Below are 25,808 nucleotides of genomic sequence, written 5' to 3'. Positions count from 1 at the left end.
CATCGCGCGGAACGTTACCGTATCGCGATCAGACAACCACTTCGACGCCCTCGCCCGGAGCAGTGCCTGACGCCCGTTCGGACTCCAGAGCGTTCTGGAGGATGACCACAGCGGCAGCCTGGTCGATGACAGACCGGCCCTTCTTGGACTTCACGCCCGAAGCCCGCAGCCCCTGCGTGGCCGTCACTGTGGTCATCCTCTCGTCCACGAGACGCACGGGGATCGGTGCGATCGCGCGGGCGAACACCTGGGCGAAGGCGCGGACCTTCGCGGCCGCCGGCCCCTCGCCCCCGCCGAGGGAGCGGGGCAGCCCGAGGATGACCTCGATCGGCTCGTACTCCTCGACGATCTGGCCGAGCCGCCGGTGGGCGGCCGGGACGTCACGTCCCGGCACGGTCTCCACCGGCGTGGCGAGAATCCCGTCGGGGTCGCACGAGGCGACCCCGATACGGGCGTCCCCGACGTCGACCGCGAGTCGGCGTCCGCGGCGCATCTGCGGCATGTCCGATGTCATGCCGTCTCGGTGACGAGTCGTTCGACCGCGGCGACGGCGTCGCCGATGGCGTCCGGGTTCTGACCGCCGCCCTGGGCGACGTCGGGCTTGCCGCCACCGCCGCCGCCGAGGGTCTTCGCGGCGGTACGGACCAGGTCACCGGCCTTGAGACCACGCTCGCGGGCGGCCTCGTTGGTGGCGATGACGGTCAGCGGGCGGCCGTTCGCCGTGGTGAACAGGGCCACCACGGCGGGCCTGCCGCCCTGGATGCGCCCGCGCACGTCGAGGACCAGCTTGCGCAGGTCGTCGGCCGAGGTTCCGTCCGGCACCTGCCCCGTGACCAGGGCGACACCCCGCACGTCCTTCGCCGACTCCACGAGCCCGGCGGCGGCCTGCAGGACCTTCTCCGCGCGGAACTTCTCGATCTCCTTCTCGGCGTCCTTGAGCTTGCCGAGCATGCCGGAGATCTTCTCGGGAAGCTCCTCGGGACGGCCCTTCAGCAGCTCCTGGAGCTGCGCGACGACCGTGTGCTCCTTGGCGAGGAAGTTGTACGCGTCGACGCCGACGAGGGCCTCGATGCGTCGCACTCCGGAGCCGATGGACGACTCGCCGAGCAGCTTCACCAGGCCGAGCTGGGCCGTGTTGTGCACGTGCGTGCCGCCGCACAGCTCCTTGGAGAAGTCGCCGATGGTGACGACCCGGACCCGCTCGCCGTACTTCTCGCCGAACTCGGCGATGGCGCCCTGCTTCTTGGCGTCGTCGATGGACATGACCTCGGCCTGGACGTCGAGCTCCCGGGCGAGGACTTCGTTGATCTTCTGCTCGACATCGGTGAGCACCGCGCCCGGGACGGCGGCGGGCGAGCCGAAGTCGAAGCGGAAGCGGCCGGGCGAGTTCTCCGAGCCGGCCTGGGCGGCCGTGGGACCGAGCGCGTCGCGCAGGGCCTGGTGCGTGAGGTGGGTGGCGCTGTGGGCGCGGGCGATGGCGCGGCGGCGCGTGTTGTCGATGGAGGCGTGGGCCGAGGCCCCGAGCGTCACCTCGCCGACCTGTACCGAACCCTTGTGGACCGAGACCCCGGGCACGGGCTGCTGCACGTCGCGGACGTGGATGACCGCGCCGGTGTCGAGCCTGATGCGGCCCTGGTCGGCCAGCTGGCCACCACCCTCGGCGTAGAACGGGGTGCGGTCGAGGACGACCTCGACCTCGTCGCCCTCGCTCGCGGCGGGCGAGGGCACGCCGTCGACGAGGAGGCCGACGACCGTCGACTCGCCCTCGGTGGAGGTGTAGCCGGTGAACTCCGTGACACCGGACCTGTCCGCCACCTCGCGGTAGGCGGAGAGGTCGGCGTGACCGGTCTTCTTGGCCTTGGCGTCGGCCTTCGCCTTGTCCCGCTGCTCCTGCATCAGGCGGCGGAAGCCCTCTTCGTCGACGGAGAGGCCCTGCTCGCCGGCCATCTCCAGCGTGAGGTCGATCGGGAAGCCCCACGTGTCGTGGAGCAGGAACGCCTTGTCGCCGGCCAGGACCCGGCCGCCGGCGGCCTTGGTCTCGGTGACGGCGGTCTCGAGGATGTTCGTGCCGCCCTTGAGGGCCTTGAGGAAGGCGGCCTCCTCGGCGAGCGCGACGGTCTCGATGCGCTTGCGGTCGGTGATCAGCTCCGGGTACTGCAGACCCATGGTCTCCACGACCACGTCGATCAGCTCGCGGACGACCGGGCCGGTGGCGCCCATGAGGCGCATGTTGCGGATGGCACGGCGCATGATGCGGCGCAGGACGTAGCCGCGGCCCTCGTTGCCGGGGGTGACGCCGTCGCCGATGAGCATCGCCGAGGTGCGGATGTGGTCGGCGACCACGCGCAGGGAGACGTCCGAGCCGTGGTCGGCGCCGTAGCGGACGCCGGTGAGCTCGGTGGCCTTGTCCATGACGACGCGCAGGGTGTCGGTCTCGTACATGTTCTGTACGCCCTGGAGGATCATGGCGAGGCGCTCGAGGCCGAGTCCCGTGTCGATGTTCTTCGACGGCAGGTCGCCCAGGATCGGGAAGTCCTCCTTGCCGTCGCCCGCGCCGCGCTCGTACTGCATGAAGACGAGGTTCCAGATCTCCACGTAGCGCTCGTCGTTGACGGCGGGGCCACCCTCGACGCCGAACTCGGGACCGCGGTCGTAGTTGATCTCGGAGCAGGGGCCGCAGGGGCCGGGGACGCCCATGGACCAGAAGTTGTCCTTCTTGCCCAGGCGCTGGATGCGCTCGGCGGGGACACCGATCTTGTCGCGCCAGATCTGCTCGGCCTCGTCGTCGTCGAGGTAGACGGTGATCCACAGGCGCTCGGGGTCGAGCCCGAAGCCGCCGTCCTCCAGGGAGTTCGTGAGCGCCGCCCACGCGAACTCGATGGCGCCTTCCTTGAAGTAGTCGCCGAAGGAGAAGTTTCCGCACATCTGGAAGAACGTGCCGTGCCGCGTGGTCTTGCCGACCTCTTCGATGTCCGGCGTGCGCACGCACTTCTGCACGCTGGTGACGCGCGGGGCGGGCGGCTTGACCTCACCGAGGAAGTACGGCTTGAAGGGGACCATGCCCGCGGGGACCAGCAGCAGAGTCGGGTCGTCCGCGATGAGCGACGCCGAAGGCACGACGGTGTGACCGCGCTCCTCGAAGAAGCTCAGCCAGCGGCGGCGAATTTCAGCCGACTCCATTAGTGGTCCTCATTCCGGTTGTTCGAGTTGTAGGGAAGTGATCGGTAGCCGGCGGGGCCGGGTTCGCCGGCGGCCTCGATGCCGAGCGCCCCGCCCAGTTCGGCCTCACGCCTGACCATGCCCTCACGTACGTCGAGGGCGAAGTCCTTCAGCCTGTGACCTGCCTCGAGCGCCTTGTCGGCGGCCTGCGCCGCGAGACTCTCGGGAGTCAGCTGCCGGATCCTGCGGTTGACCTTGGTGGTGGCCCAGACACCGGCGGCTGCGCCGGCGGTGAACCAGAACGTACGGCGGAACATGGCTGCTCAGTCCTTCTGTCCGCGGGAGCTTCGGCCGTTCCGCTTCCTGTCGCGGGCGGGCGGCACGGTACGGCCGACGATCACGGTGCGGCGAGGGGTCCGGCGGGCCTGCTCCGGCTCCGCGGCGGTGCGGCGGCCGATGGCCTGTCGTACCCCGTAGCCGAACGCGGCGACCTTCACGAGCGGGCCGCCGAACGTCGAGGCGACGGTCGTGGAGAGCGCGGAGGCGTTGGAGGTGACCTCCTGGACGTCACTCGCGATGGCGTCGACCTTGTCCAGCTGTGTCTGCGCGGAACGCAGCGTCGCGGAGGCGTCGGCGAGCAGCGGGACCGCCTGCTCGGTCACGTCCGCCACCAGCGCGGTGGCCGCCTTGAGCGTCTGGGCCAGCCTCACCAGTACAACAGCGAGGAAGGAGACCAGGATCGCCCAGAAGACAGCCACCAGAATGCCGGCCACCTCTCCACCGGACACAGTGCACCGCTCTCTGCTCGTCGCCCGGACGGGCCGGTCTTCCCCGGCCCGCCCGGCCTGTCTCGGTTCGGCAGGCGCGTGCCGCCGTCGCCGCCGATCGTCGTCCCCCGAGCCTATCGCGCCGGGCGTCGCGCCCCGTACCGCATTACGGGCGCGCGATGCGGGCCCCGGGGGCAGGGAGATTGTACGGAGAGCTTATGTGCCAGTACTCTGCGTGTTTCATGCGACGCCCTCAGCGCCCCTTCCCCGCATCCGACGACGCGGAGTCCCGTCCCGTACGGGGAAATCTCCCGGCAGAGCTCAACACCTTCGTGGGACGCGACGAAGAACTGGCGGAAGTCGGGGCGCTCCTGGGCGAGTACCGGCTCGTCACCGTGGCGGGGGTCGCCGGGGCCGGCAAGACCCGTTTCGTCAGCCGGATCGCCGCACTGATGGAGAAACGGTACTGCGACGGGGTCTGGATCGCCGAGCTGTCGGCCGTCCACGATCCCGGGCTGCTGGAGCACACGCTGGCCGGCGCGATGGGGCTGACGGACCACACCAGCAGACCGCCCCGCACCATGCTGCTGGAGCACTGCGCGGCCCGCCGGCTCCTGCTCGTGATCGACGGCTTCGAACACCTCGCAGACGGCTGTGCGGCGCTGGTACGGGACCTGCTGCGCGGGGCGCCGGACCTCCAGGTGCTCGCGGCGGGGCGCCGCCCCCTGCGCGTGGACGGTGAACTCACCTATCCGCTGGCGCCGATGACCGACGGCGACGCGATGGAGCTGTTCGCCGGACGGGCGGCGTCGGTGCGCCCGGGGTTCGCCCTGACCGACGGAAACCGGGACACCGTGCGGGAGCTGTGCCGTCGGCTCGACGGGATTCCACTGGCGCTGGAACTCGCCGCCGGGAGACTGCGGGCCCTGACCGTTGAGCAGGTGCTGCAGCGTCTCGACGACCGCTTCCGGCTGCTGACCGGGGGCAGCCCGAGCGCGCTCCCCCGGCATCAGACCCTTCGTACGGCCATCGGCTGGAGCCATGAGCTGTGCGCCCCCGAGCAGCGTCTGCTGTGGGCTCGGCTCTCGGTGTTCGCCGGGCAGTTCGACCTGGAGGCCGTCGAGTACATCTGCAGCGGCCCCGGGCTGCCGGCCGACTCCGTGCTGGACGTACTGGACGAACTGCTGGCGCAGTCCGTGGTGCTGCGCGAGGACTCGGCGCTCGGCAGCCGTTACCGGCTGCTGGACACCGTGCGGGAGTACGGCGCGGAGTGGCTGCGGGCGACCGGGGACGCCGAGCGGCTGCGGCGCAGGCACCGGGACTGGTACCTGGGGCTGGCGACCTGGTGCGAACTCGACTGGTTCAGCCCCAGGCAGGCCGAGGCCGCGGCACGGATCGACAGCGAGCTGCCCAACCTCCGCAGGGCGATGGAGTGCTCGATGGAGAGCACCGACGAGATCCATCTCGCGCAGTACCTGGCGGGCACGCTGTGGTTCTACTGGGCGGGCTGTGGACGTCTGTCGGAGGGCCGCCACTGGCTGGACCACGTCCTGGAGGAGGAGTCGCCCTACGACCACGCCCGGCTCAAGGCGCTGTGGGTGCTCGGCTACGTTGCCGTGCTGCAGGGGGACGCGGTGGGCGCGGTGTCGGCGCTGCAGGAGTGCCGCGAGGAGGGCGAGCGGGCGGGGGACGCGTGCGCCGTGGCCTACGCCGTGCACCGCACGGGATGTCTCTCCATCGTCACGGACGACCCGGTGCGCGCCGAGGAGCTCCTGCGGGAGGCGCTCGGGCGCTACCGGGAGATCGGGGAGCTGAACAGCAACGTGCTGATGGCGCAGGTCGAACTGGGCATGGCCGTGGCGTTCCGCGGCGATCTGGCCGGGGCCGCCGAGATCTGCGCCGAGGTCCGCGACATCTGCGAGGACCACGGAGAGCGGTGGGCCATGGCCTACGCGTTGTACGTCCTCGCGTACGCGGCGCTGCAGGAGGGGTCGAGCGCGCGGGCGCGGCAGATGCTCGGTGAGGCCCTGTCCATCGCCCACGCCTTCCACGACCTGCTCGGCACGGTCCTCTCACTGGAACTGCTGGCCCTTGTGACGGTGATCGAGGGGGATGCGGCGGAGGCCGCGCTGCTGCAGGGGGCCGCGGACCGGATCTGGCCATCGGTGGGGCTGCCGCTGTTCGGCTCGGTCCACTACGGCAGGCCGCGGGTCCAGTGCGAGGAGCGGGCCAGGGCCGAGCTGGGTGACGCACGTTACGAAGCGGAGCGGCTCACCGGCTGCCGGCTGGACACGAGGGCCGCCGTGACGCGGGCGCTCGGCGCCCGGACGCACGGAACGCCCGCGGGCGGCAGGCCGGCGGACGGGAGGGCCGCGCGGGAGGCGGTCGCGGGCGGCGGGGTCGCCGGGGAGACGCGAAGGCCCGCCGCCTCCCGTACGACAGGGAGGGGCGGGCCCGAGCTCGGCTGAGCGTTACGCCTGGATCAGCGGGCGTAGTACTCGACGACGAGCTGCTCGTCGCAGATGACCGGAATTTCCTTGCGGTTCGGGTCACGGTCCAGGCGGAAGGCCAGGGCCTTCAGGTTCACCTGGAGGTAGCGCGGGGTCTCACCGTCGGTGTCGTAGCCACCCTCGCGGGCCACCTGGAAGGGGACCTTGGTGCGGCTGCGCTCGCGGACCTGCACGACGTCGTCGGGGCGCACGCGGAAGGACGGCTTGTCGACCTTGCCACCGTTGACCTCGATGTGGCCGTGGACGACCATCTGGCGGGCCTGGTAGATGGTGCGGGCGATGCCCGAACGCAGGACCAGGGCGTCGAGGCGACGCTCGAGCTCGACGACCAGCGCCTCGCCCGTCTTGCCCTCGGCCTTGCGGGCGCGGTCGTAGGCACGCGCCATCTGGCGCTCGCTGATGTCGTACTGCGCACGCAGGCGCTGCTTCTCGAGCAGACGGACCTTGTAGTCCGAGTTCTGCTTGCGGCCACGGCCGTGCTCGCCCGGCGGGTAGGGGCGGGCCTCGAAGTACTTGACAGCCTTCGGCGTCAGGGCGATGCCGAGGGCACGCGACTTCTTGACCTTGGGACGCGACTGGTTAGGCACGTTCTCCAGACCTCCGTTGTAGGTTAGGTTAGCTTTACCTTACTCAAGGAGATCGCATGTCTCGCCCTGGGAACACCACACACGTCACGGACAGCACAGACAGCGACGGCACACACAACGGTGCCGTAACGACGGAAGGCCGATCTGATCGTGGTCAGCCGCGTCCCAGCGGGCTTGAAAACACTCGGATGCCGTCAGCAGCCGAGCGCACACGAACTCTCGTACAGAGTACCTGCTCCGCGGTGCTGCTCGTACCGGGGCTGTCCGTCATCCATCCGGACCAGCTGATGCCCGACAGCAGGAGCATCGGTCCGGACGGGGATCTGTTCCTCGGCTTCCCCGCGGATTCTCCGGTGGCACGGGCGGCGGCGCGCGCCCAGGGCGACGAACTGGCGGCCGTGCTGGAGATCACCGACGTCGCACCCGTCTCCGTCCCGCACCGCATCCGCGGACGTGCCAGGATCGCCGGCCGGCTCACCGCCGTGCCCGGCCCGGCCCGGCCGGGCGGGGCGACGCTCCGCCTGGAGACCGGGGAGGCGTCGGTCGACGATCTCTGGGGGGCCGAGGAGGTGGAGCCGGAGGCGTTCCGGGACGCCGTCGCCGATCCGCTGGTGTCCCACGAGACCGAACTGCTCCAGCATCTCCACGCCGCCCACGCGGAGCAGATGGGGGCGCTGTCCGCACTGCTCGGCGGGCGTGCGCAGGCCGGCGGCGAGCGCCTGCCCGCCGCCGTCCCTGTCGCCCTCGACCGCTTCGGTCTGCGGGTGCGCTTCGTCGAGAACGCCGGCGCCTGCTTCGACGCCCGGTTCGACTTCCCCGACCCCGTGCGCGACGTCAGCGAACTGCGCCGCGCGATGTACACGCTGTTCGAGGCCGCCTCCTACTGAGCCGCGGCCGTCACGGGGACGCGGCGCCGTCTCCGGGCCCGCTACGGCCGAGCCGCTCGCGGACCCGCTCCGCCACGTCGGCGTAGCGCGCCTCCGCGCCGTATCGCGTGGGTTCGTAGTAGCGCCTGTCACGGACGGCGTCCGGGGCGTACTCCTGGGCGGCGATTCCGCCGGGGACGTCGTGCGGATAGATGTAGCCCTGCGCATGGCCGAGCTTGGCCGCGCCCTTGTAGTGACCGTCGCGCAGATGGGCCGGGACCGGGCCGGCGAGGCCCCTGCGCACGTCCTCCTGCGCGGCGGAGATCGCCAGGGTCGCGGCATTGGACTTGGGGGCGAGCGCCAGCGCGATCGTGGCGTGGCTGAGAGTGAGGGCCGCTTCGGGAAACCCGATCATGGCCACGGCCTGGGCCGCCGCCACGGCCGTGGGGAGCGCTGTGGGATCGGCCAGCCCGATGTCCTCACTGGCCGAGATCATCAGTCGCCGCGCGATGAAGCGCGGGTCCTCCCCCGCCTCGATCATCCGGGCCAGGTAGTGCAGGGCGGCGTCCACGTCGGACCCGCGGATCGACTTGATCAGGGCACTGGCGACGTCGTAGTGCTGGTCGCCGTCCCGGTCGTACTTCACGGCCGCGCGGTCGACGGTCTCCTCGAGCGTCTCCAGCGTGATCTCCCGCTCGTGCTTGGAGAGCGCCGCGCCCGCTGCGGCCTCCAGCGCGGTCAGCGCGCGGCGGGCGTCGCCCCCGGCGATCCGCAGCAGGTGCGCCTCGGCGTCCTGGGGCAGCGTGACGGCTTCCCCCAGCCCGCGCCCGTCGGTCACGGCACGGCGGAGCAGGGCGCGCAGGCCGTCGTCGGTGAGGGGCTCCAGGGTGAGGAGCAGGGAGCGCGAGAGCAGCGGCGAGATGATCGAGAAGTACGGATTCTCCGTGGTGGCCGCGATCAGCGTCACCCAGCGGTTCTCCACGGCGGGGAGCAGGGAGTCCTGCTGGGCCTTGGAGAAGCGGTGGATCTCGTCGAGGAAGAGGACGGTCTCCTTGCCGAAACCGCCGGTGGCGCGGCGCGCGCCCTCGATGACGGCGCGGACCTCCTTGACGCCCGCGGTGATCGCCGAGAGCTCGACGAAACGCTTGTTGGTCGCCTTGCTGACGACGTACGCGAGAGTCGTCTTCCCCGTGCCGGGCGGGCCCCAGAGGATGACCGACGAGGGGCCGGCGGGTCCTCCGCTGCCCTCGCCGACGAGACGGCGCAGCGGGGATCCCGGCTTGAGCAGGTGCTGCTGTCCGACCACCTCGTCCAGCGTGCGGGGACGCATCCGGACAGCGAGGGGGCTGCTGGAAGGGTCCTTCTCCTGGCGGTCTTCGGCTGCTGCGGTAAAGAGGTCGGGCTCCACGTCCTGAAGCCTATGTCACCCCACTGACAGGACCGCGGGGCGAGTCAGCTGGTCCAGAAGTCCCACCAGCGGGTGAGGATCAGCATGCCGATGATCCCGATCCAGAGCACCGGGGGCACCCAGTGGAACTCGGTGAGGGCGTTCCGCAGCCCGGCGGGGGCGGGGATGATGCCGTGCTTGATGTTGTGCGTCGTGACGTAGCAGAACATGAAGATCGTGGCGACCCAGGCCAGGCAGCACCACAGGCAGAGCGAGTTGATGTTGTAGAGCGACTGGTACTGCAGCCAGGTGCAGAAGCCGACGCCGAACAGGGTGCCCGCGTTGAGGCCCAGCCAGTACCACGCACGGAAGCGGGCGCCCGCAAGGAGCGCCATGCCGATCCCGATGACCACCGAGTAGGTGGCGATCCCGAGCATCGGGTTGGGGAAGCCGAAGGCCGAGGCCTGCTCGCTCTTCATGATGTTGCCGCACGCGACCACCGGGTTCAGGCTGCAGCCCGGGGTGAAGCTCGGGTCCTCGAGCAGCTTGAACTTGTCGATGGTGATCACCCAGGCGGCGAGCAGCCCGGCCGCTCCCGTGATCACCAGCAGCAGTGCGAGCGCGCGGCTGCCGCCGAAGGTCTTCGCACCGTCGTCCTCGTCCTGCGCGGAGGAGGGGTGGTCTACCGCTGCCATCGTCATAATCGCCGTTCCATCACTGAGTAGCCGGCCGGGCCTCGTCATTGTGCCGCACCGGCGGCGCAGCCATCCGTTCGATATGCATAAAGGTGTTCTACGCCGCACGCGGTGCCTCAGGGCTCCGGTCCGGCCTTCCCCGGCGCGGCGAGGACAGCGGCCACGGTGCGAGAAACGCGTGGACCATGAGGCTGCCCGACCACGGTGGACGGCCCCGACCTGCGGATCCGTCCCGGAGAGATGTCCGGGCGGAACGAAACGGGAGAGGGACGGCCCCGGCGGTCCCTCGGGATCGCCACAGCCACGACGTCGGCGGGTTCGGGCTGCTCGCGGCCGGTCGGTGCCGGCTCCGGCCCACCAGGATCAGCCCGTACAGCAGGTGAATCGGCTTCCGCCGGGTTGACGGTCGGGACCCGACGGGGGCTCGGGACCGGTCGCGTGCCGCCGGCCCCTCCGGTCGCGTGCCGGGCACCGAGGACGCCCTGTGCCCGCCCGGACGAACCGGACGGGCACGGGGGGGTGGACGGCTGCCTCGGGTCAGGCCAGTTCGGCCCGGAGCACGCTCACCAGGTCGCCGGTCGCGACGGCCTTCTGCTCACCCGACTCCATGTCCTTGAGCTGGACGTTGCCCTCGGCGAGGTCCCGCTCACCGGCCACGACCGTGTAGCGGGCGCCGGAGCGGTTCGCGCTCTTCATCGCGCCCTTGAGGCCGCGGCCGCCGAACGCGAAGTCCGTGGCGACGCCCGCCTTGCGCAGTTCGGTGACCAGGCCGAAGAGCACACGCCGTGCCTCCTCGCCGAGCGGCACCGCGTAGACGCTCGTGGCGGCGGGGATGTCGAGTTCGACGCCCTCGGCCTCCAGGGCGAGCACCGTGCGGTCCACACCGAGGGCCCAGCCGACGGAGGGCAGCGCGGGGCCGCCGATCATCTCGGACAGGCCGTCGTAACGCCCGCCGCCGCCCACCGCCGACTGGGACCCCAGGCCGTCGTGGACGAACTCGAAGGTGGTGCGCGTGTAGTAGTCGAGGCCGCGGACCAGCTTCTCGTCGTCCTCGAAAGCAACGCCCGCCGCCGTCAGCAGGTCGCGGACCTCCTCGTGGTACGCCTTGCAGGCGTCGCAGAGGAAGTCACGCAGCATCGGGGCGCCGGTGAGCTGCTTCTGGACGTCGGGACGCTTGTCGTCGAGGACCCGCAGCGGGTTGATCTCGATGCGCCGACGGGTCTCCTCGTCGAGGTCGAGGTCGCGCAGGAACGTCTGCAGTGCCTCCCGGTAGACCGGGCGGCACTCCTTGTCCCCCAGCGAGTTCAGCAGGATGCGGAACCGCGTGAGGCCGAGCGAACGGTAGGCCTGGTCGGCGAGGATGATCAACTCGGCGTCGAGCGCCGGATCCTCGGTGCCGATGGCCTCTGCTCCGACCTGCGAGAAGTGGCGGTAGCGGCCAGCCTGGGGGCGCTCGTAGCGGTAGTACGAGCCCGAGTACCAGAGCTTGACGGGCAGGTTGCCGGCCTTGTGGAGGTTGGCCTCCAGCGCGGCGCGCAGCACGGACGCGGTGCCCTCGGGACGCAGTGCGAGCTTGTCGCCGCCCTTGGTCTCGAAGGCGTACATCTCCTTGGACACGATATCGGTGGACTCGCCCACGCCTCGGGCGAACAGGGCGACGTCCTCGAAACCGGGCGTCTCGATGTATCCGTAGCCGGAGTTCCTCAGGGGCGAGGAGATGGCCTCACGCACCGCGAGGAACTTCGCGGAGCGGGGCGGGGTCAGGTCGTACGTGCCCTTGGGGGCCTGGAAGGTGCTCACAGGTTTTTTTCTCTCGTCACATTCCTCGGCGGGGCGCGTCCAGCCCGTGCATGTACGGATTGGAGGCGCGTTCGCGGCCGATGGTCGTCTGGGGGCCGTGGCCGGACAGCACCACGGTCGAGTCGTCGAGCGGGAGGCACACACGGGCCAGCGACTCGAGCAGCTCGGCGTGGTCGCCTCCGGGCAGATCGGTGCGTCCGACGGAGCCGGCGAAGAGCAGGTCGCCCGAGAAGAGGACCTGCGGTACGTCCGCGGCCTCGGGCATCCGGAACGTCACCGACCCCTTCGTATGGCCGGGTGCGTGCGCGACGCCGAACTCCATGCCGGCCAGCCGGAGCGCGGCACCGTCCGTCAGCTCCCTCACGTCGTCCGGTTCGCCGACCGTCAGCTCGCCCATGAGCGGCATCCCGATCGAACGGCCCAGCGCCTTCTCGGGGTCGCTCATCATGTAGCGGTCATCGGGGTGGATCCAGGCCGGGACGTCGTGGGCGCCGCACACCGGGACGACCGAGGCGACGTGGTCGATGTGGCCGTGGGTGAGCACGACGGCGACGGGCTTGAGCCGATGCTTCGCGAGCGCTTCCTCGACGCCCTGGGAGGCCTGGTGGCCCGGGTCGATGATCACGCACTCCTCACCGGCGGCGGGGGCGACCAGGTAGCAATTGGTCCCCCAGGCCCCGGCGGGGAACCCGGCAATGAGCACGATCGTCCTTAAAGTTCGTCCGGCGAGGAGGGCCGTGAAGAGGAATGCGGCAGATCAGAGCCTACCGGCGCTCCTCATTCCACAGCTAACCCATATACCGTACGGGGCAATCGAGGCCCGAACACACGACGTACAAGGAGACCATCCGGTGGTCAGCAGCGATCAGCGGCGGCGGCAGCTCGCCCGGGAGAAGTTCGAGCGGCAGCAGCAGCGCCGGGAGGAGGCCCGCCGCAGGACCAGGCGCCTCACGGCGATCATCGGTTCCTCGGTGGCCGTGGTGGCGGTCATCGCTGCGGGCTCGTACTTCTTCCTCGACGGAGACGACTCGAAGGACTCCGCCGACGCGGCGGCGAGCGCGAGCCCGTCCGCGCCCCCTTCCCCCTCGGCGAGCGAGAGCAAGACGCCCGAGCCGGCGATGGCCATCGACAAGAAGGCCGCGTACGCGATGTCCCTGAAGACGAGCCAGGGCGACATCAGGATCGCGATGGAGGCGGCGAAGACCCCGCACACCGTGAACTCGTTCAAGGCCCTCGCGGACAAGGGGTACTTCGACGGCACGAAGTGTCACCGCCTGACGACGGAGGGCATCTTCGTGCTGCAGTGCGGCGACCCGAAGGGGGACGGAACCGGCGGTCCGGGCTACACGATCCCCGACGAGAACCTGACCGCGCTGGGCAAGCCGGGTGACGACGGCTCGGTGACGTATCCGGCGGGCAGCGTCGCGATGGCGAACACCGGTCAGCCGGGGACCGGCGGCAGCCAGTTCTTCCTGGTCTACAAGGACACCAAGCTGCCGCCCAGTTACACGCCGTTCGGCACCATGGACGATGCCGGTCTGAAGGCCGTCAAGAAGGTCGCCGAGGCGGGTGTGAACGGCGGAGCCGGTGACGGTGCTCCCAAGAAGGCCGTGACGGTCGAGAAGGCGACGGTCGGCAAGGACTGACCCTCCCGCGGGCGGCCGGCGCCCGGCCTCACGGCCGGACCGGAGAATTTCAGCCGCGCTGAGTGCGGACAGCCGGGTGGCCGGTCGCCTAGATTGGCGTTGTGCAGGGCGGGCGCAGCCCGCCCCAGGAAACTGTGGACGATGCGAGGGGGGCGAACCCCCTTGGACGCATCAGGTGGAGGAGGCGCTGTGACCAGCGACCCGTGGGGCCGTGTCGACGAGACGGGCACCGTGTACGTGCGTACGGCCGAGGGTGAGCAGGTGGTCGGATCGTGGCAGGCCGGCAGCCCCGAGGAGGCTCTGGCCTATTTCGAGCGCAAGTACGAGGGCTTGGTGGTCGAAATCGGCCTCCTCGAACGGCGGGTGAAGACCACCGACCTGTCGGCGAAGGACGCCACCACCGCGATCGAGCACCTGCGTGTGCAGGTCGACGAGCACCACGCCGTCGGTGACCTCGCCGCTCTCGGCAAGCGGCTGGACACGCTCGTCGCGACGGTCGACTCGCGCCGCGAGGAGCGGAAGGTCCAGAAGGCGAAGCAGACCGACGAGGCCCGCCAGGCCAAGGAGGCGCTCGTCGTCGAGGCGGAGGAGCTGGCGCAGAGCGAGCAGTGGCGGTCGGCGGGTGAGCGCCTGAGGGCGCTCGTCGACACCTGGAAGGGGCTGCCCCGTCTGGACCGCAAGTCCGACGACGAACTGTGGCACCGCTTCTCGCATGCCCGTTCCGCCTTCTCCAAGCGGCGCAAGGCTCACTTCGCCGCGCTGGACGCCCAGCGCGAGGACGCCCGCAAGGTCAAGGAGCGGCTGGTCGCCGAGGCCGAGTCGCTCTCCGGCTCGACGGACTGGGGCACGACCGCTGCCCGCTACCGCGACCTGATGACCGAGTGGAAGGCGGCGGGACGCGCCCAGCGGGAGTCCGAGGACGACCTGTGGAACCGCTTCCGCGGCGCCCAGGACGTGTTCTTCGCCGCCCGCAGCGGCGTCTTCGCCGAGCGGGACGCCGAGCAGGGCGAGAACCTCAAGCTCAAGGAGGAGCTCGCCGCCGAGGCGGAGAAGCTGGTGCCGGTGACGGATCTGAAGGCGGCCCGGGCCGCGTTCCGCTCCATCAACGAGCGCTGGGAGGCCATCGGCCACGTGCCGCGCGACGCCCGGCCCAAGGTCGAGGCCCGGGTGCAGGCGGTGGAGCGCACGCTTCAGGAGGCCGAGGAGTCCGAGTGGCGCCGGACGAACCCGGAGGCGCGTGCGCGTGCCGCGGGTCTGACCGGTCAGCTCCAGGCGGCGGTCGACAAACTGCGTACGCAGATCGACACGGCGCGCGCCTCGGGCAACAACGCCAGGGCCGACAAGCTCTCCCGCGAGCTCGAGGGCCGGCAGGCCCTGCTGGACCAGGCGCTGAAGGGCCTGGAGGAGTTCGGCGGCTGACGTCCGCCAGTACCGACGAGAGGGGCTCCCGTACGCATCGCGTACGGGAGCCCCTCTCGTGTGCCGGGAGCGCGGTGGCCGCTCGCAGGGGCCCTGCGGCTGCCCGCTACGGGCGTCGCGCCGAGGTGACCCGGTAGACGTCGTAGACGCCCTCCACGCCCCTCACGGCCTTCAGGACGTGGCCCAGGTGCTTCGGGTCGCCCATCTCGAAGGTGAAGCGGGAGGTCGCCACACGGTCACGGGACGTCTGGACGGCCGCCGACAGGATGTTCACGTGCTGGTCGGACAGGACGCGCGTGACGTCGGAGAGCAGTCGTGAACGGTCCAGTGCCTCGACCTGGATGGCGACGAGGAAGACCGACGACTGGGTGGGCGCCCACTCGACGTCGAGGATCCGCTCCGGCTGCTGCGAGAGCGAGTCGACGTTGACGCAGTCCGCCCGGTGGACGGAGACGCCGCTGCCCCGCGTGACGAACCCGATGATCGGGTCGCCGGGAACGGGCGTACAGCAGCGGGCCAGCTTGACCCAGACGTCCTCGACGCCCTTGACGACCACGCCCGGATCCGCCTTGGCGCGGCGCTTGTTGCGGCCGTGCGAGGGCGGGGAGCTCTCGGCCAGGTCCTCGTTGGCGGCGTCCTCGCCGCCCAGGGCCTGGACGAGCTTCTGGACGACGCCCGCCGCCGCGACGTGGCCCTCGCCGATGGCCGCGTACAGCGACGAGATGTCGGGGTAGCGCATCTCGTGCGCCAGCGTGACCAGGGAGTCGCCTGTCAGGATCCGCTGGATCGGCAGGTTCTGCTTGCGCATCGCCCGCGCGATGGCGTCCTTGCCCTGCTCGATCGCCTCGTCGCGGCGTTCCTTGGAGAACCAGGCACGGATCTTGTTGCGCGCCCGGGGCGACTTGACGAACTGGAGCCAGTCGCGGGAGGGCCCGGCACCGGCGGCCTTCGAGGTGAAGACCTCCACGAGGTCCCCGTTGTCGAGCGTCGACTCCAGCGGCACGAGCCGTCCGTTGACCCGTGCCCCTATGGTCCGGTGCCCGACCTCGGTGTGGACCGCGTACGCGAAGTCGACGGGCGTCGCGCCGGCGGGCAGCGCTATCACGTCGCCCTTCGGCGTGAAGACGAAGACCTCGTTGCGCGACAGGTCGAACCGCAGGGACTCCAGGAACTCGCTGGGGTCCTCGGTCTCCTTCTGCCAGTCCAGGAGCTGGCGCAGCCACGCCATGTCGTTGACGGTGTCCTGGCCCCGGCCGCCCGTGTTCTTGGGGACGTCCGTGCGCACCTTGGAGGCGCCCGCGACGGCCTCCTGCTTGTACTTCCAGTGCGCGGCGATGCCGTACTCGGCGCGGCGGTGCATGTCGAACGTGCGGATCTGGAGCTCGACCGGCTTGCCGCTGGGACCGATCACCGTGGTGTGCAGCGACTGGTACATGTTGAACTTCGGCATCGCGATGTAGTCCTTGAACCGCCCGGGCACCGGATTCCACCGGGCGTGGACGGTGCCGAGCGCCGCGTAGCAGTCGCGGACGGTGTCGACGAGCACGCGGATGCCCACCAGGTCGTAGATCTCGGCGAAGTCGCGGCCCCGCACGATCATCTTCTGGTAGACGCTGTAGTAGTGCTTCGGCCGGCCGGTGACGGTGGCCTTGATGCGGGCGGCCCGCAGGTCGGCCTGGACCTCGTCGGTCACTATGGCCAGGTACTCGTCCCGCTTGGGCGCGCGCTCGGCGACGAGGCGGACGATCTCGTCGTACATCTTGGGGTAGAGGATCGCGAAGGCGAGGTCCTCCAGCTCCCACTTGATGGTGTTCATGCCGAGCCGGTGAGCCAGCGGCGCGTAGATCTCGAGGGTCTCGCGGGCCTTCTTCTCCTGCTTCTCCCGCTTGAGGTAGCGCATGGTGCGCATGTTGTGCAGCCGGTCGGCGAGCTTGATGACCAGGACACGGGGGTCCTTGGCCATGGCGACGACCATCTTGCGCACGGTCTCGGCCTGCGCGGCCTCACCGAACTTGACCTTGTCGAGCTTGGTGACGCCGTCGACGAGGAGGGCGACCTGGTCGCCGAAGTCCTTGCGCAGGGTGTCGAGGCCGTATTCGGTGTCCTCGACGGTGTCGTGCAGCAGACCGGCCATCAGGGTCGCCGGATCCATGCCGAGCTCGGCGAGGATCGTCGTGACGGCGAGCGGGTGGGTGATGTAGGGGTCGCCGCTCTTGCGCTTCTGGCCGCGATGCCAGCGCTCCGCCACCTGGTAGGCGCGCTCGATCTGGCGCAGGGTCGCGGACTCGATCTTGGGGTCGTTGCCCCGGACCGTACGCAGCAGGGGTTCGAGGACCGGGTTGTACGGGCTGGAGCGCTGTACGCCCAGTCGGGCGAGCCGTGCCCTGACCCGGTTGGACGAACCGCCCGCCCGGCCGGTGGCCGAAGGCGGGGCGGTGGCGGGTTTGGCCGGAGGCTTCGCGGCAGGAGCGGACACCGGAGGCTTCGCCGCCGGAGCGGGCGCCGAGGACGTGGGCTCCGCGGAGCCGGTCTGCGGGGCGGGCGCGGCCTTGGCGCCGGAGGGCGCCGCCGTGGCGCCCGGAGGAGGCGTCGGCTTGGCCGGAGCGGCGGCGGGACCCTGCGCGTGCTCGCCCGCGGGCCCGGCCCCGCCCTCCCGGTCGGGCTTCGCCTTCCCGGGCGTGGCTGAGGCCCCCGCGGGCTTTTCGGGCTGCGGTGCGGCGGCTGGCTGGGCCTCGTCTGGCAAGAGCGCTCCTCGTGCGGATCCGGGCTACCGGAAAGCCCATGGTAACGACCCCTGGGCGGGTCCTCGCCCCGGGAGTGTGAACCCCTCACAACACAGGACGGGCACCCGGATGTTCCCGGGTGCCCGTCCTGTACGTCTCCACACACACGCTGTTGCCGCACGGTGCAGGTCAGAGGGTGATCAGAGCCTCCAGCGGGGCTCCGCGCAGTCCGGCCTCGAGCCGGGCACGGCCCGCGAGGAAGCCGAGCTCCATCAGCACCGAGACCCCGGCGACCTGGGCACCGGCCCGCCGGATGAGCTCCAGCGACGCCTCCGCCGTGCCACCGGTGGCGAGGACGTCGTCGATGACCATGACCCGGTCGTCGGCGGTCAGGTCCTCGGCGTGGATCTCGATCTCCGCCGTGCCGTACTCCAGCTCGTACGCCTGCCCGAGGGTGGCGCCGGGCAGCTTGCCCGCCTTGCGGACGGGCACGAACCCGATTCCGGACCGTACCGAGACCGGCGCGGCCAGGATGAACCCCCGCGCCTCGAGACCGACGATCTTGGTGGCTCCGTGCAGGGTGCACAGCTCCGCGAAGAAGTCGGTGAGGGCGGCGAAGGCGACCGGATCCGCGAGCAACGGCGTGATGTCCTTGAACAGCACTCCGGGCTTCGGATAGTCCGGTACGTCCCGGATCCGGGCGAGCAGCAGCTCCCGGGTCGCGTCGGTCACGCTCGTCATCGGCGGTTCCTGGGACTGCGGCCGTGGCCTCCGGCCTGCCCGCGCTGGCCGACGACCGCGCCCGCGGGCTCGGTGTCCCCGTCGGAGTCCCGCACCAGGTCGTCGCGCTCGCTCTCGGCGGACTCGCCCTTGGCCGCGGCCGCGGCACGCTTGGCGAGGATGCGCTTCTTCAGTGCCTTTATCTGCGGCTCGCGCTCCTTGAGGTCGGCGACCAGCGGAGTGGCGATGAAGATCGAGGAGTACGCGCCGGCGGCCAGGCCGACGAACAGCGACAGCGAGATGTCGTTCAGCGTGCCCGCGCCCAGGACGCCGCCACCGATGAACAGGAGACCGGCGACCGGGAGCAGTGCGACGACGGTGGTGTTGATGGAACGCACCAGCGTGCCGTTGATGGACCGGTTGGCGATCTCGCTGTAGGTCCAGCGGGTCTGCTTGGTGATCCCCTTCGTGCCCTCCTTGAGGCTGTCGAAGACGACGACCGTGTCGTAGAGGGAGTAACCGAGGATGGTGAGCAGACCGATCACGGTGCCCGGGGTGACCTCGAAGCCGACGAGGGCGTAGATGCCGACCGTGATCGTGATGTCGTGGATCAGCGCGACGAGGGCCGCCACAGCCATACGCCACTCGAAGGCGATCGCGAGATAGACCACCACGAGGACCATGAAGATGCCGAGGCCGGTCCATGCCTTGTTCGCGATCTGCTCGCCCCAGCTGGGGCCGACCAGGTCGGCGTTGATCTTCGCCTCGGGGATGCCGAGGTCCTTCGAGAGCTCGGTCTTGATCTGGTCGGCCTTGGCGGTGTCGACCTCGGTGATCTGGATCCGGAGCCCGCCGTTGCCGAGTTCCTGGACGATCGCCTCGTGACCGGAGGCGGCGACCGCCTCCTCGCGGACCTGCGAGACCGAGATCTTGGCCTTGGTGTCCGTCGTGAAGACGGCACCGCCCTTGAACTCGATGCCCAGGTTGAGACCACTGACCGCCAGGCCGACGATGGCCGTGATGGTGATCAGGATCGATACGCCATACCAGATCTTGCGCTTGCCGATGAAGTCGTAACCGACCTCGCCACGGTAGAGCCGGGCGCCGAGATCGCCGAGTCGCGACATCTCACGCCTCCTTCGGGTGGTCGGTACGGGCGTTGACGCGGCGCGAGCGGCGCAGCGGCGGCTGGGCGCCGAGCCGCTCCGGGTCCAGGCCGGACCACGGGTGACCGCCGCCGAAGAACTTCGTGCGGGCCATCAGCGTCATGACGGGCTTGGTGAAGAGGAACACCACGACCACGTCGAGCACGGTCGTGAGGCCGAGCGTGAACGCGAAGCCCTGGACCTTGCCGACGGTGACGAGGAAGAGCACCGCCGCGGCGAGGAACGACACGAAGTCGGACACCAGGATGGTGCGGCGGGCCCGGGGCCACGCGCGCTCGACGGCCGGACGGAGCGTACGGCCCTCCCGGATCTCGTCACGGATGCGTTCGAAGTAGACGATGAACGAGTCCGCTGTGATACCGATCGCCACGATCGCACCGCAGACGGCCGGGAGGTTCAGCGCGAAGCCGATGGCCGGGCCGAGCAGCGCCATGATCGTGTACGTCAGGATGCCTGAGGCCAGGAGGCTGAGGAGCGCGATGAGCGCCAGGCCGCGGTAGTAGGCCACCAGGTAGATGACGACCAGGCCGAGACCGATGGCACCGGCGATGAGACCGGCGTGCAGCTGCTCGCCGCCGAGTGCGGCGGTGACGGTGGTGACCGTGTCCTCGCTGAAGGACAGCGGCAGCGCACCGTAGGAGAGGACGTTGGCCAGGTCCTCCGCGGACTGCTGGGTGAAGCTGCCGGAGATCTCGGCGCTGCCGCTGAGCGTCTCGTTGACCTGGGGCGCGGAGACGACCTCACCGTCGAGGGCGATCGCGAACTGGTTCTGCGGGGACTGCTGCGCGGACAGCTTCTTCGTGATCGTCTGGAACTTCTTGGAGCCCTTGTCGGTGAACTCCATCGAGACGAGCCAGATGCCGCGCTGCTGGTCGAACTGTGCCTTCGCGTCGTCGACGTCCGTACCGGAGACCTCGGCCGGGCCGAGGAGGTACTTGGCGTCGCCCTCGGTGCTGCACGCGACCGTGGGGTCCTCGGGCTTGACGCCGACACCGGCGGCCACGCGGGCCTCCTTGTCGGCGCAGTCGAGCTCCGTGAACTTCTTCTGGAGCGCTGCGGTGGCGGGGTCGGGTGCCTCGGTCGCCGCAGGGCTCTTCGAGGACTCCGCAGCACCGGAGGTGCTGGCCTTGGGCGTCGGCGTCGCGTCCCTCTTCAGGGCGTCGGTGACGGCACGGCCCTGGGTGGTGGCGCCGTCCGAAGGCGTCGCCTTCGAACCGGACGCGGTCTCCGGCTCCGTCGCCTTCGCGCTCGGCTTCGCCGAACCGGTCGCGGACGGGCTCGCGGAGCCCTCCGGGGTCGGTGCACCGTCCGCCACTGTCAGCACGGGCCGGAAGTAGAGCTGGGCGGTCGTGCCGACCTGCTCCCGGGCCTGCTTCGAGTTCGTCCCCTTGGGGATGTTGACGATGATGTTCGACGCGCCCTGGGTCTGAACCTCGGCCTCGGAGACGCCCAGACCATTGACACGGCGTTCGATGATGCCGACCGCGGTGTTCATGTTGGTCTCGTTGATCGCGTCAGGCTTGCCGGGCTGGCTCTTCGCCTTGAGCGTGATCGATGTACCGCCGGCGAGGTCGATACCGAGCCGGGGCGTGGTGTGACCGGACAGGAAAATCCCGCCGGTCAGGGCCACCATGGCAATCAGGATCAGAGCCAGGGCACGGCCCGGCCTGCCCTGTCCACCGGTTGAGCCCCGGCCTTTCTTCGGTGCTGCCACCTTTTTGTTTCTCCCTGTCCAACCGCCCCGCGCCGGGTACGCGCCCGAGCGGCCACGAAGTGTTGTGAGGACCCGCCCCCGCAGAAGACCGCACGGCCCGTGAGAAGCCGGACACCCGAAGGTGTCCGGCGTCAGTGGGTCGTGGGACTACTTGGCGTCGCTCTCGCCGTCGGCCTTGGCGTCCTTGGTCTCCGCGCTCTTGGCTTCTTTCGCCACGGTCTCGTCCTCGGCCTTCTTGCCCAGGTCGATCTTCGCGACGTCGTCGGCCGCGTCCGCTTCCACCGGCTCACCGTCGGTGAGCGAGGAGGCGTCGTCGGGCACGAGCGTGCTGTCGGAGTCGTCGCCGTGGACGATGCGGTTGTACTCCGCGTCGTCCAGGACGGCACCGATGGAGTTCTTGGCGTAGACGGCGTGGACGCCGGGCGCGACCTCCAGGAGGACCGTGTCCTCCTGGATCTCCTTGACGGTGGCGTACATGCCCCCGATCGTCCGGACGCCGGTGCCGGGCTGCATTTCGGTGCGCATCTGCGCAGCCGCCTGCTGCTTCTTCTTGGCGGACCGGGTCATCAGGAACATGGCCCCGATGAGCACGATGAAGGGGAGGAGGGTCACGAGACTCACGGGACGGACTTCCTTCGCACGACCACGCTGGAATTACGCGGCCTGGTCTACGGGGGTGTGGGCACACCGACCTGATACGGGCGGCATCGGCGGAGTCTAAGCGAGTCCGCATCGTTGGAACAACGTCCAGCATGGCACCGGGGTTCCCCTGCTGGCGAACCCGCGACGCGTCACGCCCCGAACAGGCCCTGTTGTCCCTTTACGCCGTGCTGCGGGGGCACGAGGCCGAGGTGCGCCCAGGCGGCGGGGGTGGCGACCCTGCCGCGCGGTGTCCTGGCGAGCAGTCCCTCCCGCACGAGGAAGGGCTCGGCGACCTCCTCGACCGTCTCGCGTTCCTCCCCCACGGCCACCGCGAGAGTGGAGAGCCCGACGGGGCCTCCGCCGAAGAGCTTGAGCAGGGCGCCGAGCACCGCGCGGTCCAGGCGGTCGAGCCCGCGGGCGTCGACCTCGTACACCCGCAGTGCGGCGGCCGCGATGTCCCGGTCGATGTGTCCCTCGGCCTTGACCTGGGCGTAGTCCCGGACACGACGCAGCAGACGGTTGGCGATACGGGGTGTGCCCCGGGAGCGTCCGGCGATCTCGGCAGCGCCGGCCGTGTCTATGGCGACGTCCAGGAGGCCGGCGGACCGGTGGATGACCCGCTCCAGTTCGGTGGGGGCGTAGAACTCCATGTGGCCGGTGAAACCGAAGCGGTCGCGGAGCGGGGGCGGCAGCAGTCCGGCCCTGGTGGTGGCACCGACCAGGGTGAACGGGGGCAGTTCCAGCGGGATGGCGGTGGCGCCGGGGCCCTTGCCGACGATGACGTCGACCCGGAAGTCCTCCATCGCCATGTAGAGCATCTCCTCCGCGGGCCGCGACATGCGGTGGATCTCGTCGAGGAAGAGGACTTCACCCTCCTGGAGGGAGGAGAGGATCGCGGCGAGGTCCCCCGCGTGCTGGATCGCGGGGCCGGAGGTGATGCGGATCGGGGCGCCCATCTCCGCCGCGATGATCATGGAAAGGGTGGTCTTTCCGAGACCGGGGGCGCCGGAGAGCAGGACGTGGTCGGCCGTGGCCCCCCGCGCGCGGGCGGCCTTCAGGACCAGGTCGAGCTGCTCGCGCACCTTCTCCTGGCCGACGAATTCATGGAGGTCCTTCGGGCGCAGGGCCGCTTCGACCGCGGTGTCCTCGCCGTCCGCCCCGGCGGCGACCAGGCGGTCGTCCAGTCGCTCGTCGGTGAGTTCGCCGGTGTCGGGCCCGGTCTCGTCCCAGTTCATCTCGTCAGTCCCGCCTCGGGTGTTTCGGTGCCGGTCCGTGCGGTGTTCCGGCCGGCGTGCGGGGCGTGTCGGCGCCCCCGGGGTCAGCGTGCGCGGTTGAGCGTCTGCAGGGCGGCGCGGAGAAGCTGGGGCACCGGGGCCTGTCCCCCGCCCGCGATCGCGGCCTCGGCCTGCGGGGCCACGGCGGTCACCGCCTCGTCCGCCTCACGGGTCGCGTAGCCGAGGCCGATCAGGGCGGCCTGGAGCTGGTCGCGCCAGGAGGAGCTGACGGCGGCGCCGACGCCCTGCTGACCGATGTGCGCGCCGACCGGCTCGCCCAGCCGGTCCTTGAGTTCCAGGAGGAGCTTCTGCGCGCCCTTCTTGCCGATGCCGGACACCGCGGTGAGCGCCTTCTCGTCCCCGGTGGCGACAGCGATGCGCAGGGCGTCCGGACTGTGCGTGGCGAGCATGGCCTGGGCGAGCCGGGGGCCGACACCGCTGGCGGTCTGGAGGAGTTCGAAGACCTGCCGCTCGTCGTCGTCGGCGAAGCCGTAGAGCGTGAGCGAGTCCTCCCGTACGACGAGGGACGTGGCCAGCTTGGCATCCTGGCCGATCCGCAGGCCCGCGAGGGTGCCGGGGGCGCACTGGACGGCCATGCCGATGCCGCCGACCTCGATCACGGCCGTGGTCGGAGCGAGGGCGGCCACCGGGCCGGAGACGAAGGCGATCATGCGGTGCGGCCTTTCAGCGTGCGATGGGCGGCGACGGCCTGCTGCAGACGGTTCTGCGCGGGTGCGCGCCAGATGTGGCAGATGGCGAGGGCGAGCGCGTCGGCGGCGTCCGCGGGCTTCGGCGGCGCGTCGAGCCGCAGCAGCCGGGTCACCATGGCTCCGACCTGGGCCTTGTCGGCGCGCCCCGATCCCGTGACGGCCGCCTTGACCTCGCTGGGCGTGTGCAGGGCGACGGGGATGCCCCGGCGGGAGGCGCAGAGCATGGCGACGGCGCTGGCCTGGGCGGTGCCCATGACCGTCCGGACGTTGTGCTGGGCGAACACCCGCTCCACGGCGACGAACTCGGGGCGGTGCTCGTCGAGCCACTCCTCGATGCCCCGCTCGACGGCGACCAGCCGATGGCCGAGCTCCGCGTCGGCCGAGGTCCGCACGACGCCGACGCCGAGCATGGTCAGCGGCCGGCCGGCGACACCCTCGACGACTCCGACACCGCACCGGGTCAGCCCCGGGTCCACGCCCAACACCCGCATATGAGGGCCCCCTCCGCCGCTCGGTCACCTGTTCCCGCAGGCTATCGGGTCCCACCGACAATGCGGCGGGCCGACGGGGTGTGTCCCGTCGGCCCGCCGGCGTACCGCGTGTCACCGCCCTCAGGCGTCGACCTTCTCCATGACCTCGTCGGAGACGTCGAAGTTGGCGAAGACGTTCTGCACGTCGTCGCTGTCCTCCAGCGCGTCGATCAGCTTGAAGATCTTGCGCGCGCCCTCTTCCTCGAGCTCGACCTGCATGGTAGGGACGAAGTTGGCCTCGGCCGAGTCGTAGTCGATGCCGGCGTCCTGGAGCGCGGTGCGGACCGCGACCATGTCCGTGGCCTCGCTGAGCACCTCGAAGGTGTCGCCGAGGTCGTTGACCTCCTCGGCCCCCGCGTCGAGCACCGCTCCGAGGACGTCGTCCTCGGACAGTTCACCCTTGGGGACGATCACGACGCCCTTGCGGTGGAACAGGTACGAGACCGAGCCCGGGTCCGCCATCGAGCCGCCGTTGCGGGTCATCGCGACACGGACGTCGGACGCGGCGCGGTTGCGGTTGTCGGTGAGGCACTCGATGAGCACCGCGACGCCGTTCGGACCGTAGCCCTCGTACATGATCGTCTCGTAGTCGGCGCCACCGGCTTCGAGACCGGCACCGCGCTTGACCGCCGAGTCGATGTTCTTGTTCGGGACCGAGCTCTTCTTCGCCTTCTGAATGGCGTCGAAAAGGGTCGGGTTACCGGACACGTCGGCGCCGCCCGTGCGGGCCGCGACCTCGATGTTCTTGATCATCTTCGCGAAGAGCTTGCCGCGCTTGGCGTCGATCACGGCCTTCTTGTGCTTCGTCGTAGCCCATTTAGAGTGGCCGGACATCTGCCTTCTCCTTCGCGTCACCAAAATCGATCCGAACCCGAGAGATCCTACCGGGATCGGATCAGCCCACGGCGCGCACCATGTCGGTGAAGAAAGCGTGCAGGCGATGGTCCCCGGTCAGTTCCGGGTGGAACGAGGTCGCCAGGGCGTTTCCCTGGCGTACGGCCACGATATGGCCGCCGTGCGTCGCGAGGACCTCGGCTCCTGCACCCACGGACTCCACCCAGGGGGCCCGGATGAAGACGCCGTCGACCGGGCCGCCGGGCACTCCGTCGACCTCGACGGCCGCCTCGAAGGACTCGTTCTGCCGCCCGAAAGCGTTACGGCGCACGATCATCTCGATGCCGCCGACGGTCTCCTGGCCCGCGCGCGGGTCGAGGATCTTGTCGGCGAGCAGGATCATCCCGGCGCAGGTGCCGTAGACCGGCATCCCGGCGGCGACCCGCTCGCGCAGCGGTTCCATCATGCCGAAGAGCACGGCGAGCTTGGACATGGTGGTGGACTCACCACCGGGTATGACCAGCCCGTCGACCTCGGCGAGCTCCTCGGGGCGCCGGACCGGCCTGGCCAGCGCGTCCGCCATGGCCAGGGCCGTCAGGTGCTCCCGTACGTCGCCCTGCAGAGCCAGGACTCCGATGACAGGGGTGTCGTTCATCGGT

General features: G+C 70.4%; 23 protein-coding genes. 4 read left to right on the top strand and 19 right to left on the bottom strand.

Annotated features, from left to right (window positions below; genetic code table 11):
* Window positions 1-28 precede the first annotated feature (28 nt).
* The 4 genes from ruvX to OG206_RS27150 are packed head-to-tail and all read right to left on the bottom strand — an operon-like array spanning window position 29 to window position 3,932.
* Entirely contained in the window at window positions 29-514 is a 486-nt protein-coding gene (gene ruvX, locus OG206_RS27165; RefSeq protein ID WP_327120584.1) for a Holliday junction resolvase RuvX, read from the bottom strand.
* Window positions 511-3,180 carry an alanine--tRNA ligase gene (alaS, locus tag OG206_RS27160; RefSeq protein WP_327120582.1) on the bottom strand — a complete coding sequence of 890 codons (2,670 nt, stop codon included), beginning with the start codon at window positions 3,178-3,180 and terminating at the stop codon, window positions 511-513. Before alaS ends, ruvX begins: the two co-directional genes overlap by 4 nt.
* On the bottom strand, window positions 3,180-3,476 hold the full coding sequence (locus OG206_RS27155) for a DUF6167 family protein (RefSeq protein WP_327120580.1): 297 nt from the start codon (window positions 3,474-3,476) through the stop codon (window positions 3,180-3,182). Before OG206_RS27155 ends, alaS begins: the two co-directional genes overlap by 1 nt.
* A gap of 6 nt (window positions 3,477-3,482) precedes the next feature.
* Entirely contained in the window at window positions 3,483-3,932 is a 450-nt protein-coding gene (locus OG206_RS27150) for a DUF948 domain-containing protein (RefSeq protein WP_327120578.1), read from the bottom strand.
* Window positions 3,933-4,168: 236 nt separating this feature from the next.
* Here OG206_RS27150 and OG206_RS27145 point away from each other — a divergent pair, with 236 nt between their 5' ends.
* Window positions 4,169-6,394 (top strand): ATP-binding protein, encoded by a 2,226-nt coding sequence (locus OG206_RS27145; protein WP_327120576.1) that lies wholly within the window; start codon window positions 4,169-4,171, stop codon window positions 6,392-6,394.
* A 14-nt stretch (window positions 6,395-6,408) separates the two neighbouring features.
* Here OG206_RS27145 and rpsD read toward each other — a convergent pair whose 3' ends face one another.
* Window positions 6,409-7,023: a 30S ribosomal protein S4 gene (rpsD, locus tag OG206_RS27140; protein WP_031097728.1), complete on the bottom strand. Its 615-nt coding sequence runs from the start codon at window positions 7,021-7,023 to the stop codon at window positions 6,409-6,411.
* A 188-nt stretch (window positions 7,024-7,211) separates the two neighbouring features.
* Here rpsD and OG206_RS27135 point away from each other — a divergent pair, with 188 nt between their 5' ends.
* Complete coding sequence (locus OG206_RS27135; protein ID WP_327120572.1) at window positions 7,212-7,910, top strand: DUF2470 domain-containing protein; 699 nt, start codon at window positions 7,212-7,214, stop codon at window positions 7,908-7,910.
* Between the two features lie 10 nt (window positions 7,911-7,920).
* On the opposite strand, the gene OG206_RS27130 is transcribed toward OG206_RS27135, so the two are convergent.
* From OG206_RS27130 to OG206_RS27115, 4 genes are all read right to left on the bottom strand, one after another.
* Window positions 7,921-9,297 (bottom strand): replication-associated recombination protein A, encoded by a 1,377-nt coding sequence (locus tag OG206_RS27130; protein WP_327120570.1) that lies wholly within the window; start codon window positions 9,295-9,297, stop codon window positions 7,921-7,923.
* Window positions 9,298-9,341: 44 nt separating this feature from the next.
* On the bottom strand, window positions 9,342-9,977 hold the full coding sequence (locus OG206_RS27125; RefSeq protein ID WP_327120568.1) for a vitamin K epoxide reductase family protein: 636 nt from the start codon (window positions 9,975-9,977) through the stop codon (window positions 9,342-9,344).
* A gap of 531 nt (window positions 9,978-10,508) precedes the next feature.
* Window positions 10,509-11,771 carry a histidine--tRNA ligase gene (gene hisS, locus OG206_RS27120; RefSeq protein ID WP_327120566.1) on the bottom strand — a complete coding sequence of 421 codons (1,263 nt, stop codon included), beginning with the start codon at window positions 11,769-11,771 and terminating at the stop codon, window positions 10,509-10,511.
* Window positions 11,772-11,787: 16 nt separating this feature from the next.
* Window positions 11,788-12,474 carry an MBL fold metallo-hydrolase gene (locus OG206_RS27115; RefSeq protein ID WP_327120564.1) on the bottom strand — a complete coding sequence of 229 codons (687 nt, stop codon included), beginning with the start codon at window positions 12,472-12,474 and terminating at the stop codon, window positions 11,788-11,790.
* 148 nt (window positions 12,475-12,622) lie between these two features.
* On the opposite strand from OG206_RS27115, the gene OG206_RS27110 reads away from it, so the two are divergent.
* Both OG206_RS27110 and OG206_RS27105 read left to right on the top strand, forming a co-directional pair.
* Complete coding sequence (locus OG206_RS27110; RefSeq protein ID WP_327120562.1) at window positions 12,623-13,417, top strand: peptidylprolyl isomerase; 795 nt, start codon at window positions 12,623-12,625, stop codon at window positions 13,415-13,417.
* Window positions 13,418-13,606: 189 nt separating this feature from the next.
* On the top strand, window positions 13,607-14,836 hold the full coding sequence (locus OG206_RS27105) for a DUF349 domain-containing protein (protein WP_327120560.1): 1,230 nt from the start codon (window positions 13,607-13,609) through the stop codon (window positions 14,834-14,836).
* Window positions 14,837-14,942: 106 nt separating this feature from the next.
* Here OG206_RS27105 and OG206_RS27100 read toward each other — a convergent pair whose 3' ends face one another.
* The 10 genes from OG206_RS27100 to pdxT all read right to left on the bottom strand — a co-directional run bounded on the left by OG206_RS27100 (window position 14,943) and on the right by pdxT (window position 25,804).
* A complete protein-coding gene (locus tag OG206_RS27100; protein WP_327120558.1) occupies window positions 14,943-17,579 on the bottom strand; it encodes a RelA/SpoT family protein in 2,637 nt (878 codons plus the stop codon).
* 169 nt (window positions 17,580-17,748) lie between these two features.
* The gene (locus tag OG206_RS27095) at window positions 17,749-18,300 is read right to left on the bottom strand and encodes an adenine phosphoribosyltransferase (RefSeq protein ID WP_327120556.1); all 552 of its coding nucleotides are present in this window, start codon (window positions 18,298-18,300) and stop codon (window positions 17,749-17,751) included.
* Window positions 18,297-19,406 carry a protein translocase subunit SecF gene (secF, locus tag OG206_RS27090; RefSeq protein ID WP_327120554.1) on the bottom strand — a complete coding sequence of 370 codons (1,110 nt, stop codon included), beginning with the start codon at window positions 19,404-19,406 and terminating at the stop codon, window positions 18,297-18,299. The genes OG206_RS27095 and secF overlap by 4 nt, the downstream gene beginning before the upstream one ends.
* Before the next feature lies 1 nt (window position 19,407).
* Entirely contained in the window at window positions 19,408-21,159 is a 1,752-nt protein-coding gene (secD, locus tag OG206_RS27085) for a protein translocase subunit SecD (RefSeq protein WP_327120552.1), read from the bottom strand.
* A 147-nt stretch (window positions 21,160-21,306) separates the two neighbouring features.
* A complete protein-coding gene (gene yajC, locus OG206_RS27080) occupies window positions 21,307-21,780 on the bottom strand; it encodes a preprotein translocase subunit YajC (protein ID WP_327120550.1) in 474 nt (157 codons plus the stop codon).
* A gap of 170 nt (window positions 21,781-21,950) precedes the next feature.
* Window positions 21,951-23,036, bottom strand: coding sequence for a Holliday junction branch migration DNA helicase RuvB (ruvB, locus tag OG206_RS27075; RefSeq protein WP_327120548.1), 1,086 nt, complete (start codon window positions 23,034-23,036; stop codon window positions 21,951-21,953).
* An 83-nt stretch (window positions 23,037-23,119) separates the two neighbouring features.
* Window positions 23,120-23,746, bottom strand: a complete 627-nt coding sequence (ruvA, locus tag OG206_RS27070; protein ID WP_327120546.1) for a Holliday junction branch migration protein RuvA — start codon at window positions 23,744-23,746, stop codon at window positions 23,120-23,122.
* Window positions 23,743-24,276: a crossover junction endodeoxyribonuclease RuvC gene (gene ruvC, locus OG206_RS27065; RefSeq protein ID WP_327120544.1), complete on the bottom strand. Its 534-nt coding sequence runs from the start codon at window positions 24,274-24,276 to the stop codon at window positions 23,743-23,745. Before ruvC ends, ruvA begins: the two co-directional genes overlap by 4 nt.
* Window positions 24,277-24,396: 120 nt before the next feature.
* A complete protein-coding gene (locus OG206_RS27060) occupies window positions 24,397-25,149 on the bottom strand; it encodes a YebC/PmpR family DNA-binding transcriptional regulator (RefSeq protein WP_327120542.1) in 753 nt (250 codons plus the stop codon).
* A gap of 61 nt (window positions 25,150-25,210) precedes the next feature.
* A complete protein-coding gene (gene pdxT, locus OG206_RS27055; RefSeq protein WP_327120540.1) occupies window positions 25,211-25,804 on the bottom strand; it encodes a pyridoxal 5'-phosphate synthase glutaminase subunit PdxT in 594 nt (197 codons plus the stop codon).
* Between the last annotated feature and the right edge of the window lie 4 nt (window positions 25,805-25,808).

It is taken from the genome of Streptomyces sp. NBC_01341 (assembly GCF_035946055.1).
Classification (GTDB): Bacteria; Actinomycetota; Actinomycetes; order Streptomycetales; family Streptomycetaceae; genus Streptomyces.
This window is presented reverse-complemented; position numbering and strand designations above follow the sequence as displayed.